Below are 12956 nucleotides of genomic sequence, written 5' to 3' on the forward strand. Positions count from 1 at the left end.
TTAAATTATCACCATGCAGCATTACCGGACGGACATCATTTCAGTCATACGGAATTATTAATACCGAAAGTGAATAAGATTAATTTTTGTCCGGAAAATTAATCATTCAGTTTTTCACGATTATTAATGACCTTTAAAAACAGTAAGTTATTTTCAATATCTTACTTAGGAGATTATTCCTAGTCTAATTTCTGCCGTGGTGCTCTAGGCTTAATCCCCGTGAAGACATTGCGTAGAAATTATCTCCATAGCATTACTCAATGTTTTCATCGCCCCCGAATTTCCGGGGACTTGCTTTAACAGATTAAAAGGAAGGCCTAAGATGAAACAATTAACAGAACATGATATTGAAATGGTTAATGGTGCGGGTTGGTCGGAAGATATCAATAAAGTTGCCGATCGCCTATCAAGCTTTGGTCAGGACGCGGTAAGTGACACCAGTAATGCGGTGAACAAGGCGTATTCACAAATTTCCGATGGTCTTGCTAAAGCACAGAACTATCTGACAACCTAGTTTTCAGTTTTTAAAGGTTAATCAGAGTAATACAAGCCCCCATTTATTTGGGGGCTTTTTTATATCAAAACGATCAAACACCGGATTTGGTTTTATCCGTTCTCACCATGCTGTTTTTCAGCTTCCCGACCAGTTCCTTACGGAAATCACCGAGCTTTGGTTTGTCACCGTCCAGCCACGGCAGCGGGCGACACAGTTCCATAGTTTTGATACCCAGACGCGCGGTCAGCAAACCGGCACCGATACCCTGCGCAGCTCGGGCCGAAAGACGCGCAGCCAGATCCTGCGACATCCAGTCCATCCCCACTTCGCGCACCAGCTCAGACGCGCCGGCAAACGCCATATTCAACAGCACCAGACGGAATAACCGGATGCGGCTGTAATAACCCAGTTCGATGCCGTAAAGCACCGCGATGCGGTTCACAAGACGGAGATTTCGCCAGGCGATAAAGGCCATATCCACCAGCGCCAGAGGGCTGACGGCGATCATCAGCGCAGATTCCGCGGCGGAATGGCTGATTTCCCGGCGCGCCTGCGCATCCAGAACCGGCTGCACTAACCGGGCATAAAGCTCGACCACTTCGCGGTCGTTTTGCGTTTCATGCAGTGACGCCTGCCAGCGCTGCAATGCCGGATGGCTGTTATCCAGCCCGGCCTGCGCAGCCAGTTTTTCGCAGAACGCGCGCCCCTGACCCAGCCCGTGGCTGTGCAGTAAATCGCGCGCCACATCGCGTTCATCAGCGCGCTGACGCAGACGATACAGGCGACGCCATTCAGTTGCCACAGAGCCCACGCCCGCAACGATAATCAGGCCGCCCGCCGTACAGGCGCCGAGCGCCACCCAATCCTGCTGAACCCACGCCTGATGTACCCATTGCACGCCCTGCGCGACGACGCTGATGCCCAGCACCGCAACGCCAAGGCGCACAATTTTGCCCCATAAACTGCGGCGCGGTTTGAGTGCGCGGCTGAGTACCGCTTCGGCTTCGCCCTCTTCCTGCTGTTCATCGGTTTCGGCGGTCACCGGAATAAAGCGTTCTGAAATCGTTTCGTCAAAGGCCAGCGCCGGTTTGATCACCGGATCCGCAGGCGCTTTTAATTCCGTTTCAAAATCGATACGCGGTTTTAACGGTTCGCTCATCGCATTTTATCTCCCAGTAAAAACTCCATCACCGCATCCAGACGGATGTGCGGCAACGGTGTGTCCACGCTCATTTCGCGCGGACGAAACTCGTCAAAATGAAAACCCTGTTTTTGCCAGAACGCCGCGCCCGGCAAACGTGCAGGCACTTCGCCGGGGAACACCGTCAGCGGCGCGCAATCCTGTAAACGGTGACCTTTCAGCGCGGGCAGGCTTTGCCCCTGATATTCCACCATGCCGGTTTCAGTCGCCTGAACGGAAGCCAGCCCGGCGCAGTCCATGCTGATGCCTTCGAAGGCCGCATTTTGCCAGGCTTCCTGTACCAGTTGCTGCAACAGCGAAACCAGGTTCGCATGCTGATCGCCGGTGATGTGGTCGGCTTTGGTGGCAGCAAACATCAGTTTGTCGATGCACGGATTAAACAGGCGGCGGAACAACGTGCGTTTACCGTAGTGGAAACTTTGCATCAGCTGCGTCAGCGCCAGGCGCATATCGTTAAACGCCTGCGGCCCGCTGTTGAGCGGTTGCAGGCAATCCACCAGCACAATCTGGCGGTCAAAGCGGACAAAGTGTTCTTTATAAAAACCTTTCACGATGTTCTGGCAATAATAATCAAACCGCGCGCGCAGCATGCCGAGATTGCTGTTTTTATCCGCCTGCGCCAGCTGGGCGTCGCTGTACTGATGCATTTCCGGCCACGGGAAAAACTGCAATGCAGGCGCACCGGCCAAATCGCCCGGCAGAACAAAACGCCCCGGCTGGATGAAGTGCAGGCCTTCGGTTTTACAGCGGATAAGGTAACCGGTATACGCCTGCGCAATCGCGCCCAGCAGATTTTCATCGGCGGGTGCCAGCGGGTCGCATTGCTGGCACAGTTCCAGCCACGGCTTCGCCCATTCAGCGCGATCGCCCTGTAACAGCCCCGCCATCTGGCGTGACCAGTCGAGATAATTTTGCTCCAGCATCGGCAAATCCAGCAGCCATTCGCCCGGATAATCGACAATTTCCAAATACAGCGTCGAGGTATCTTTAAAGTGGCGAAGCAGGGAATCATTGGAGCGGTAACGCAGCGCCAGCCGGATTTCACTGACACCGCGCGTTGGCGTCGGCCACGCAGGCGGCGTGCCGTAAAGTGACGCCAGACCTTCATCATAAGCAAAGCGCGACACGCCCAAATCACGCTGCGGAACGCGCTTTACGCCAAGCAGACGTTCTTCCCGCGCAGCCGAAAACAGCGGCAAACGTGCGCCACTGTGCATGTGTAAAAGCTGGTTAACGAATGCGGTAATGAAGGCTGTTTTTCCGCTGCGGCTTAAACCGGTGACGGCCAGCCGCAGATGTCTGTCCATCCCGCGATTGATCAGTGAATTAAACTCGTTTTGTAGTCTTTTCATTGCTCTCCCTGGCGTAGCGCCCAAACAGCGCGGTCAAAATTCGTTTAAATAACGGTTCTAATAGTAGTGCCAAAACGTACCTGAGTGGGCCTTTTCCCACCACGCCCAGCACACGCGCTGCCAGCCCGGCCGGGCCAAAGGTCAGCGCCAGCGTGATGACCACGCTGAGAATTTTGGAAAACCAGCTGCTCTTACCCGGCAGCGGGGAATTCAGGTAACGGGCCATAAGGTTTCCTTAAGCGGACGTGAGGGGAAAAATAGCAGCCGGAGCGTTGTCCGGCGGCCAGAGGCGTAGCGAAGAATCGGGCTAAAGCTGGCGGAAGCGGCTGCGTACGCCAAAAGTTTCTGAGGTGACGTAACGTTCAACCTGCCGCAAACGCTGCTCGCTGGCTTTCAGCTCGCGATCGGCTTCCTCGAGCAAACTGCGCGGCGATGGCGCGGTCTCTTCGTCATATTCGCTGGCCGGAACCGGATCCAGCACGTAACTCAGAATGATGTAAGCCACCAGCGTGAACATGAACAGGCCAAAAAACACCGACAATACCGCCATGATGCGCAGAAGTTTGACCGGTACGCCGAGATAGTGCGAAAGCCCGGCCAGCACGCCCTTCACCACGCCCTCTTCCGGCACGCGGTAGAGTTTTTTCTCAGATAAACGCGTCGCCATTATGATTGCCTCCAGCCCGGATGTTCGGCGTCCAGAATTTCTTCCAGCGCCTGAATACGTTCGCGCATGCGCTGCGCTTCATGTGTCAGGCTCGAGAGACTTTGCATCTCATGCTGACTGAGCTGACTGCCATTTTGCTGGCGGTTGCTGTAGTGAAGCCATAACCAGACAGGCGCCACGAATAAAACGAAAATAGTCAGCGGAATTGCTAAAAACAGGAAGCTCATTATTTATCCTTAATTCTGATGAGTCTTATGGGTGCGTTACCCCGCATAACCTGCCTGCGTACAGGCAGGTTTGCCGGAAAATTACGCGTCCTGATTACCGTTCATTTTGGCTTTCAGGGCAGCAATTTGCGCGCTGATTTCATCGTCGGCTTTGAGCTCAGCAAACTGCTGATCCAGCGATTTCTTTTTGCCAATACTGACACTTTCCGCTTCTGCTTCCATATGATCGATGCGGCGTTCGAACTGCTCAAAACGCGCCATCGCTTCATCAATTTTACCGCTGTCGAGCTGACGACGAACGTCACGCGAAGAGGCTGCCGCCTGGTGACGTAATGTCAGCGCCTGCTGGCGGGCACGTGTTTCAGTCAGTTTGCTTTCCAGCTCGCCAATTTCTGATTTCATGCGTTCCAGCGTTTCTTCTACGACGGTCACTTCATTTTTCAGCGTCGCAACCAGCTCGGACAATTTCTGTTTCTCAATCAGCGCTGCACGCGCCAGATCGTCTTTGTCTTTACGCAGGGCCAGTTCGGCTTTGTCCTGCCATTCAATCTGCTGGGATTCACCCTGATCAATGCGGCGGATCAGCTGTTTCTTTTCTGCCAGCGCACGGGCGGAGGTTGAACGCAGTTCCACCAGCGTGTCTTCCATTTCCTGAATCATCAGACGAACCAGTTTTTGCGGATCTTCTGCTTTATCCAGCAAGGTGTTGATGTTGGCGTTAATGATGTCAGCGAAGCGAGAAAAAATACCCATAATCGAAATTCCTCTTTGATTCTGTTTGGTTTCCGGCCAATTGTTTACCGGTTAAAGCCGCAGGAAAATTTTCATCCGCGGTGATAAACCTATATCAGGATCCGTGCCAACTTTTTAAAATCATTATCTTCATGAATAAATTGAATTTTTTATTTTCGTCTCTGCTATGCTTAATTTCCAAGATGATTATTTTCACTAAGAGTTAGTGTGTTTCACCACACAAGGAAAGCCTCATGCCTGATAACACAGACAATTTACTCGGCGAAGCCAATGCGTTTATCGAAGTACTGGAACAGGTTTCGCAGCTGGCGAAGCTGAATAAACCGGTGCTGGTTACCGGTGAACGCGGCAGCGGTAAGGAACTCATCGCGCACCGTCTGCATTATCTGTCACCGCGCTGGCAAGGGCCGTTCATCTCGCTGAACTGCGCCGCGCTCAATGAAAATCTGCTGGATTCCGAGCTGTTCGGCCACGAAGCCGGGGCGTTTACCGGCGCGCAGAAGCGCCATCTCGGGCGCTTTGAACGGGCAGACGGCGGCACGTTATTTCTTGATGAACTGGCGACCGCGCCGATGCTGGTCCAGGAAAAATTATTACGCGTGATCGAATACGGACATCTGGAACGCGTCGGCGGCAGCCAGCCGTTACAGGTCGATGTGCGGCTGGTATGCGCGACGAATGATGATCTTCCGGCACTGGCCGCCGCCGGAAAATTCCGCGCGGATTTGCTCGACCGCCTGGCGTTTGACGTCGTTCAGCTTCCGCCGCTGCGTGAGCGCCAGCAGGACATCATGTTGCTGGCTGAGCATTTTGCCATCCAGATGTGCCGCGAACTCTCCCTGCCGCTGTTCCCCGGTTTTACCGAACATGCCCGCGAAACGCTGATGCGCTATCGCTGGCCGGGCAATATCCGCGAACTGAAAAACGTCGTGGAGCGCTCGATGTACCGGCACGGCACCAGCGATTTTCCGCTGGATAACATTATTCTGAATCCGTTTGCTCAGCGGGCAGCGTATTCCGCACCGGAGGAACCGCGTGAGAGTGTTTCGTTACCGGCGTTGCCGCTGGATTTAAAACAGTGGGTCACCGGTCAGGAAAAAAATCTGATTGAGCTGGCGTTGCGGCAGGCGCGTTTCAACCAGCGCAAAGCCGCTGAGCTGCTTAACGTGACGTATCATCAGTTACGCGGAATGTTGAAAAAGCACGGAATACAGGTGAATGCGCAGGAAAGTGACTGAATAACAGGCAAAAAAAAGCCAGCACCCGAGCTGGCTAAGTAATACTGGAAGCAATGTGAGCAATGTCGTACCTCGCGATTAACGCCCCTGGCGGGACACCTCTCGTTCGGTGAAATGAATGATAATGGTTCTCAGTATCGTCTGTAAAGTGTTTTGTTGAGAATATTTCTCATTACCACACTGTTTTTACGGCTACTTTTTGAACAACCTTACCGTCATTACGGACTACCATTCCGGGAAAGGATCGGCCATCGCCATCCAGCTGTCGATCCCTTCGGCCATTTGTTGCTCACTCAGCAGGCACGCATCCAGCCGGTGAATAATCTCTTCTTTATCCAGATGCTGGCCGATGAATACCAGCTCCTGACGCATATCCCCAAACGGCTCAACCCACTTTTCCATGATTTGCTGGCGGGTTTCTTCATCCTGCGGCCAGTCATTTTCGGGCAATGCGCGCCAGAAAATCCCCGCCATGCCATAACGCGCGATCCCGCCCGCCTGGCTCCACTGCCCGGCAAAACGCGGACGCGTCGCCAGCCAGAAAAAGCCTTTCGACCGCAACAACGTCCCGCCTCCCCAGTCCCCGTGTACCACACGGTAGAATCTATCCGGATCAAAAGGCCGGCGCGCGGTGTAGACAAAACTGCTGATGCCATATTCCTCGGTTTCCGGCGTGTGTTCGCCGCGCAGTTCCTTCAGCCAGCCCGGAGCCTGCTGCGCTTTGGCGAAATCGAAAAGACCGGTGTTGAGCACGTTTTCCAGCGGCAAACTGCCCGGTGATATAGGGATGATTTGCGCTGCCGGGTTCAGGCTTTTCAGTAACGCGATCACTTCACGCTGCTGCCGGCTGTCGAGCAAATCCGTTTTGCTCACCAGCAACACGTTACAAAATTCAATCTGGTCAATCAGGAGGTCGGTCACGCTTCGCTCATCGTCATCACCCAGACTTTCACCCGCCTCCTGCACACTGCGGGCTTCCTGATATTGCTGCATGAAATTGACGCCATCCACGACGGTGACCAGCGTATCCAGCCGCGCAAACTGCGAGAGACTTTCACCGTTCTCATCTTCGAACGTAAAGGTTTCCGCCACCGGCAGCGGCTCTGAGATCCCGCTCGATTCAATCAGCAGATAATCAAACCGCCCCGCCTGTGCCAGCTCACGCACGGAAATCAGTAAATCTTCCCGCAGCGTGCAGCAGATGCAGCCGTTACTCATTTCCACCAGTTTTTCCTGCTGGCGGTCGAGCGTAATTTCGTTAGCGACCAGCGCCGCATCGATATTCACTTCGCTCATATCATTGACGATCACCGCTACGCGCATGCCCTCACGGTTATTCAGAATATGGTTCAGCACGGTAGTTTTCCCCGCGCCCAGAAAGCCGGAAAGCACGGTGACGGGCAGTAAAGACATAGTTAACCTCGAATCAGAAGACCGCGCAGGCAAAATGCTTCGCCTGCAATTATTGTTATAATATAACATAACAATGCCAGCGCAATTTCAAGGGTTTTCTGGAGGAACGGATAAAATCTGCGCGAAGTGCCGCAGGATTTCACCCTGTTTTGTGCAATGGATTGGGGTACCTCGCAGAGTACGGTACACTTAAGGCATTGCACCTTAACTTTGAAGCCTTTATGCGTCGTCTAACTTTGTGGATGCTTTTACTGAGCAGTTTGTCCACAGCAGTTTTTGCTGAGACTGCTCCAACACATACCAGCCCGACGGTTGCCAGCGCGCCAGTCAAAGATATTCGCCAGAGCGGCTTTGTCTATTGCGTCAACGGCATGGTCAATACCTTCAATCCGCAAAAAGCCAGCAGCGGGCTGATTATTGATACGCTCGCTGCACAGCTTTACGACCGTCTGCTGGACGTTGACCCGTATACCTATCGCCTGATCCCTGAACTGGCGCAAAGCTGGGAAGTGCTCGACGACGGCGCAACCTACCGTTTCCATCTGCGCAAAGATGTGCCTTTTCAGAAAACCAGCGGGTTTACACCTTCACGTAAAATGAACGCCGATGACGTGGTGTTCAGCTTCCAGCGCATTATTGATCCGAATAATCATTTCCACGGCGTTAACGGCGAAGAGTACCCGTATTTCGACAGTTTGCAGTTTGCCAAAACGGTGAAAAGCATCAAAAAGCTCGATGATTACACGGTCGAGTTTCGCCTGAATAATCCCGATGCCTCTTTTCTCTGGCATCTGGCGACCCATTACGCACCGGTACTTTCCGCTGAATATGCGGCCAGTCTGACGAAATCAGGCAATGAAGAAGAAATAGACCGTCAGCCTGTCGGCACCGGCCCGTTCCAGCTGGGCGAATACCGCACCGGCCAGTACGTGCGTCTTGAACGCAACGGGCAATACTGGAAAGGCACGCCGCGCATGGCGCAGATTGTGATCGACATGGGCGTCGGCGGCACAGGACGTTTGTCTAAATTGCTCACCGGTGAGTGCGATGTTCTGGCGTATCCGGCGGCCAGCCAGCTGTCGATTTTGCGTGAAGATCCGCGTCTGCGTCTTTCCCTGCGTCCGGGCATGAATGTTGCCTATCTGGCATTTAATACCAATAAAGCGCCGCTTAACGATCCGCGTATCCGTCAGGCCGTGGCGCTTTCTATTAATAACCAGCGTCTGATGCAGTCGATTTATTACGGCACGGCAGAAACGGCGGCGTCAATTTTGCCGCGCGCCTCGTGGGCGTATGACAGCAATGCGCAGGTGACGGAATACAATCCGGCCAAAGCCAGACAAATCCTCAAAGATCTCGGGCAGGAAAAACTGAATCTGCATCTGTGGGTGCCGACGGCGTCGCAGTCGTTTAACCCGAGCCCGCTGAAAACCGCTGAACTTATTCAGGCGGATTTAGCGCAGGTAGGGATTAAAGTGACGATTGTGCCGGTTGAAGGCCGTTTCCAGGAAGCCAAGCTGATGGAGATGAACCATGACCTGACGCTGACCGGCTGGTCGACGGACAGTAATGACCCGGACAGTTTTTTCCGCCCGATGCTCAGCTGTGCGGCGATTCATTCGCAGACCAACTATGCTCACTGGTGTGATCCGGCATTTGATGAATTACTGCGTCAGGGCCTGTTGTCACAGCAACTTTCGCAGCGCATCGAGTTTTATCAGCAGGCACAAAAAATCCTCGAACAGGAATTACCGGTGCTGCCGCTGGCTTCCTCGCTACGCCTTCAGGCCTACCGTTACGATATCAAAGGGCTGGTCCTGAGTCCGTTCGGCAACTCTTCATTTGCAGGCGTCTTCCGTGATGACGAAGGAAGGAAAGCACCATGATTATCTTCACGTTACGCCGTATTTTGTTGCTGCTGGTCACGCTGTTTTTCCTCAGTCTGGTAGCGTTCAGCCTGAGCTATTTCACGCCGAATGCGCCATTGCGCGGTGCGTCCTTGTGGGATGCTTATCGCTTCTATTTTATAGGGCTGTGCCAGTTTGATTTTGGCGTCTCGAGCATCAACGGCGAAAGCATTACTTATCAGCTGAAAGCGGTATTCCCGGCCACCATGGAACTGTGCGTTCTGGCCTTTGCGCTGGCGCTGTTTGTCGGGATCCCATTAGGGATCATGGCGGGTGTAATGCGCGGAAAATGGCCGGATGTGGCGATCAGCAGCATTGCGCTTCTCGGCTTTTCTATCCCGGTATTCTGGCTGGCCGTTCTGCTGATGTTGTTCTTCTCTTTACAGCTCGGCTGGCTGCCGGTTTCCGGGCGTCTTGATTTGTTGTATCAGTTGAAAACCGTGACCGGTCTGACACTGGTTGATGCCTGGCTTTCGCATTCGCCGTATCGCCACGAGATGATCATCAGCGCCATCCGCCACATGATTTTGCCGATTGCCGCGCTGGCGGTTGCGCCGACCACCGAAGTGATCCGCCTGATGCGCATTTCGACTGATGACGTGCTGGCGAAAAACTACGTGAAAGCCGCTGCAACCCGCGGCCTGTCACGTTTTACTATTATCCGTCGCCATGTTTTACACAATGCGCTGCCACCGATTATCCCAAAGCTGGGCCTGCAGTTTTCCACCATGCTTACGCTGGCGATGATTACGGAAGTGGTCTTTAACTGGCCCGGCATTGGCCGCTGGCTGATCAACGCGATCCGTCAGCAGGACTACGCCGCAATTTCCGCCGGTGTGATGGTGGTCGGCTCACTGGTGATTGTGGTTAACGTACTTTCAGACATTCTGGGTGCACTGATGAATCCATTGAAACATAAGGAATGGTATGCCCTTCGATAATGTATACCGTGAAAAACAGGTTCCCAGCCCGCTTCGTCATACATGGGGGATTTTCTATCGCGATACGCTGTCGATGATCGGCTTCTACGGCGTGCTGGGGCTGCTGTTTCTGTGTGTTTTCGGGCATCTGCTGGCACCGTATGCGCTTGATCAGCAATTCCTCGGCTACCAGTTGCTGCCGCCGTCGTGGTCGCGCTACGGGAATGTGTCGTTCTTCCTCGGTACCGACGATTTAGGCCGTGATTTACTCAGCCGGATGTTAACCGGCGCGGCACCGACTATCGGCGGCGCGCTGGTGATCACCCTCGTGGCGTCGCTGTGTGGCGTGCTTATCGGTGTGCTGGCGGGCATCACGCGTGGGCTGAAATCAGCGATTCTCAACCATATTCTCGATACGCTGCTGTCCATCCCTTCCCTGCTGCTGGCGATTGTGGTCGTCGCGTTTATCGGCCCGAAACTTGAGCACGCCATGCTGGCCGTCTGGCTGGCGTTATTGCCACGCATTTCTCGTACAATTTACAGCGCCGTGCATGACGAACTGGAGAAAGAGTACGTGGTAGCCGTGCGTCTGGACGGTGCCTCGACCTGGCAAATTCTGCGTTATGCGGTGCTGCCGAACATTGTGGCCGTGCTGGCGACTGAGTTTACCCGCGCGCTGTCGATGGCCATTCTGGATATTGCTGCATTAGGCTTTCTGGATTTAGGCGCGCAACTTCCATCCCCGGAATGGGGGGCGATGCTCGGTGATTCGCTTGAACTGGTCTATGTTGCGCCCTGGACGGTGATGCTGCCGGGTGCGGCAATCCTTATCAGCGTTCTGCTCATCAATCTGCTGGGCGATGGTGTGCGCCGGGCGATTAATGCAGGGGTGGAATAATGCCGTTACTCGATATCCGTAACCTGACCATCGAATTTATGACCGCCGACGGCCCGGTAAAAGCGGTTGACCGTGTGAGCATTACGCTCAATGCCGGTGAAGTGCGCGGGCTGGTGGGCGAATCCGGTTCCGGTAAAAGCCTGATTGCCAAAGCTATCTGCGGCGTTACCAAAGACAACTGGCGCGTCACCGCTGACCGGATGCGCTTTGATGATATCGACCTTTTGCAGCTCACTCCGCGCGAGCGTCGGGAACTGGTCGGGAAAAACGTCTCAATGATCTTTCAGGAACCTCAGTCTTGTCTGGATCCTTCCGAAAACATTGGTCGTCAGCTGATTCAGGCCATTCCCGGCTGGACGTACAAAGGCCGCTGGTATCAGCGATGGAAATGGCGAAAAAAACGCGCCATCGAGTTGCTGCACCGCGTTGGGATTAAAGATCATAAAGATATTATGGCCAGTTATCCGTATGAGCTGACCGAAGGTGAATGCCAGAAAGTGATGATTGCCATCGCACTGGCAAATCAGCCGCGTTTGCTGATTGCAGATGAACCGACCAACGCTATGGAACCGACCACTCAGGCGCAGATCTTCCGCTTGCTGGCACGGCTTAACCAGAACAATAACACCACCATTTTGCTCATCAGCCACGACCTGCAAATGATGAGTAAGTGGGCCAACCGGATTAACGTGTTGTACTGCGGGCAAACGGTAGAAAGTGCGGTGTGCGAAGAGTTGCTGAGCGCGCCGCACCACCCTTACACGCAGGCGCTGATCCGGGCTATGCCCGATTTTGGCCGTTCACTGCCACATAAAAGCCGCCTGAATACGCTGCCGGGCGCGATTCCTTCGCTGGAGCATTTGCCGATTGGATGCCGGCTGGGGCCGCGCTGCCCTTACGCGCAAAAAAAATGCATTGAAACACCAGGCCTGCGTCTGGCAAAAACCCATGCTTTTGCCTGCCATTTCCCGCTGAACATGGAGGAACAATAATGGCCGAGACCATGCTTGAAGTTCGTAACCTGAGCAAAACGTTCCGTTACCGCACCGGCCTGTTCCGTAAAATGGATCTCGATGCCGTGAAACCTGTCAGCTTCACGTTGCGTGAAAAACAGACGCTGGCGATTATCGGAGAGAACGGGTCAGGTAAATCCACACTGGCCAAAATGTTGTCTGGCATGGTTGAGCCGAGCGGTGGTGAAATCCTGATTGATGAACATCCGCTGGTGTTTCGCGATTATCGCTTCCGCAGCCAGCAGATCCGCATGATTTTTCAGGACCCGAGTACATCACTCAATCCGCGTCAGCGTATCGGCCAGTTGCTTGAGGCCCCGCTGCGCCTCAACGGTGAAATGGATGCTCAGCAGCGGGAGCAGCGGATCAATCAGACATTGCGGCTGGTTGGCATGCTACCCGATCATGCCAATTATTACCCTCATATGCTGGCATCAGGCCAGAAACAACGCGTTGCGCTGGCTCGTGCGCTGATCCTGCAACCCAAAGTGATTATTGCCGATGAAGCGCTGGCGTCGCTGGATATGTCAATGCGCTCTCAAATCATCAATATGATGCTGGAACTTCAGGAAAAGCAGGGGATTTCCTACATTTACGTTACCCAGCACCTTGGCATGATGAAGCACATCAGCGATCAGGTTCTGGTGATGCACGAAGGCGAAGTGGTTGAGCGGGGAAACACGGCGGAAGTGCTCGCTGCACCGCTTCATGACCTTACCAAACGGCTCATCTCCAGCCATTTTGGCGAGGCATTGACTGCCGATGCCTGGCGTCGCGACGGAAATTAGTACTGCTGACCCCGGATAAATAGAGATTCAGTAGCGTCTATTCCATTTTGCTATGATTTATCGCTTAACATTATTTTATCTCG

14 protein-coding genes are annotated in these 12956 nt (G+C 53.7%); 7 read left to right on the top strand and 7 right to left on the bottom strand.

Translation table 11 applies throughout. The annotated features are described in order from the left end of the window. The first annotated feature begins 322 nt into the window (after nt 1-322). The gene (locus CWS43_RS11145; protein ID WP_101077023.1) at nt 323-514 is read left to right on the top strand and encodes a chemotaxis protein; all 192 of its coding nucleotides are present in this window, start codon (nt 323-325) and stop codon (nt 512-514) included. A 73-nt stretch (nt 515-587) separates the two neighbouring features. On the opposite strand, the gene CWS43_RS11150 is transcribed toward CWS43_RS11145, so the two are convergent. The 6 genes from CWS43_RS11150 to pspA all read right to left on the bottom strand — a co-directional run bounded on the left by CWS43_RS11150 (nt 588) and on the right by pspA (nt 4696). Beyond that, nucleotides 588-1655 carry a YcjF family protein gene (locus CWS43_RS11150; RefSeq protein ID WP_101077024.1) on the bottom strand — a complete coding sequence of 356 codons (1068 nt, stop codon included), beginning with the start codon at nt 1653-1655 and terminating at the stop codon, nt 588-590. Then, a complete protein-coding gene (locus tag CWS43_RS11155) occupies nt 1652-3049 on the bottom strand; it encodes a YcjX family protein (RefSeq protein ID WP_101077025.1) in 1398 nt (465 codons plus the stop codon). Before CWS43_RS11155 ends, CWS43_RS11150 begins: the two co-directional genes overlap by 4 nt. Further along, on the bottom strand, nt 3024-3275 hold the full coding sequence (locus CWS43_RS11160; protein WP_101077026.1) for a phage shock protein PspD: 252 nt from the start codon (nt 3273-3275) through the stop codon (nt 3024-3026). The genes CWS43_RS11155 and CWS43_RS11160 overlap by 26 nt, the downstream gene beginning before the upstream one ends. An 81-nt stretch (nt 3276-3356) precedes the next feature. Further along, nucleotides 3357-3716: an envelope stress response membrane protein PspC gene (gene pspC, locus CWS43_RS11165; protein WP_101077027.1), complete on the bottom strand. Its 360-nt coding sequence runs from the start codon at nt 3714-3716 to the stop codon at nt 3357-3359. Then, nucleotides 3716-3943, bottom strand: a complete 228-nt coding sequence (pspB, locus tag CWS43_RS11170) for an envelope stress response membrane protein PspB (RefSeq protein WP_101077028.1) — start codon at nt 3941-3943, stop codon at nt 3716-3718. Before pspB ends, pspC begins: the two co-directional genes overlap by 1 nt. An 81-nt stretch (nt 3944-4024) precedes the next feature. Further along, nucleotides 4025-4696 carry a phage shock protein PspA gene (gene pspA, locus CWS43_RS11175; protein ID WP_101077029.1) on the bottom strand — a complete coding sequence of 224 codons (672 nt, stop codon included), beginning with the start codon at nt 4694-4696 and terminating at the stop codon, nt 4025-4027. A 233-nt stretch (nt 4697-4929) separates the two neighbouring features. Here pspA and pspF point away from each other — a divergent pair, with 233 nt between their 5' ends. After that, entirely contained in the window at nt 4930-5934 is a 1005-nt protein-coding gene (gene pspF / locus CWS43_RS11180) for a phage shock protein operon transcriptional activator (protein ID WP_101077030.1), read from the top strand. A gap of 225 nt (nt 5935-6159) precedes the next feature. On the opposite strand, the gene zigA is transcribed toward pspF, so the two are convergent. After that, complete coding sequence (gene zigA / locus CWS43_RS11185) at nt 6160-7347, bottom strand: zinc metallochaperone GTPase ZigA (protein WP_101077031.1); 1188 nt, start codon at nt 7345-7347, stop codon at nt 6160-6162. 221 nt (nt 7348-7568) lie between these two features. Here zigA and sapA point away from each other — a divergent pair, with 221 nt between their 5' ends. Genes sapA through sapF form a run of 5 tightly spaced genes read left to right on the top strand, consistent with a single transcriptional unit; the run spans nt 7569 to nt 12873 of the window. Continuing rightward, nucleotides 7569-9233 carry an ABC transporter substrate-binding protein SapA gene (gene sapA, locus CWS43_RS11190; RefSeq protein ID WP_101077032.1) on the top strand — a complete coding sequence of 555 codons (1665 nt, stop codon included), beginning with the start codon at nt 7569-7571 and terminating at the stop codon, nt 9231-9233. Beyond that, entirely contained in the window at nt 9230-10195 is a 966-nt protein-coding gene (sapB, locus tag CWS43_RS11195; RefSeq protein ID WP_101077033.1) for a putrescine export ABC transporter permease SapB, read from the top strand. Before sapA ends, sapB begins: the two co-directional genes overlap by 4 nt. Next, nucleotides 10182-11072 carry a putrescine export ABC transporter permease SapC gene (sapC, locus tag CWS43_RS11200; protein ID WP_101077034.1) on the top strand — a complete coding sequence of 297 codons (891 nt, stop codon included), beginning with the start codon at nt 10182-10184 and terminating at the stop codon, nt 11070-11072. The genes sapB and sapC overlap by 14 nt, the downstream gene beginning before the upstream one ends. Next, nucleotides 11072-12064, top strand: a complete 993-nt coding sequence (gene sapD, locus CWS43_RS11205) for a putrescine export ABC transporter ATP-binding protein SapD (RefSeq protein ID WP_101077035.1) — start codon at nt 11072-11074, stop codon at nt 12062-12064. Before sapC ends, sapD begins: the two co-directional genes overlap by 1 nt. Beyond that, nucleotides 12064-12873, top strand: coding sequence for a putrescine export ABC transporter ATP-binding protein SapF (sapF, locus tag CWS43_RS11210; RefSeq protein ID WP_101077036.1), 810 nt, complete (start codon nt 12064-12066; stop codon nt 12871-12873). Before sapD ends, sapF begins: the two co-directional genes overlap by 1 nt. The last annotated feature ends 83 nt before the right edge of the window (nt 12874-12956 follow it).

This window comes from Rahnella sp. AA, from assembly GCF_002834385.1.
Classification (GTDB): domain Bacteria; phylum Pseudomonadota; class Gammaproteobacteria; order Enterobacterales; family Enterobacteriaceae; genus Rahnella.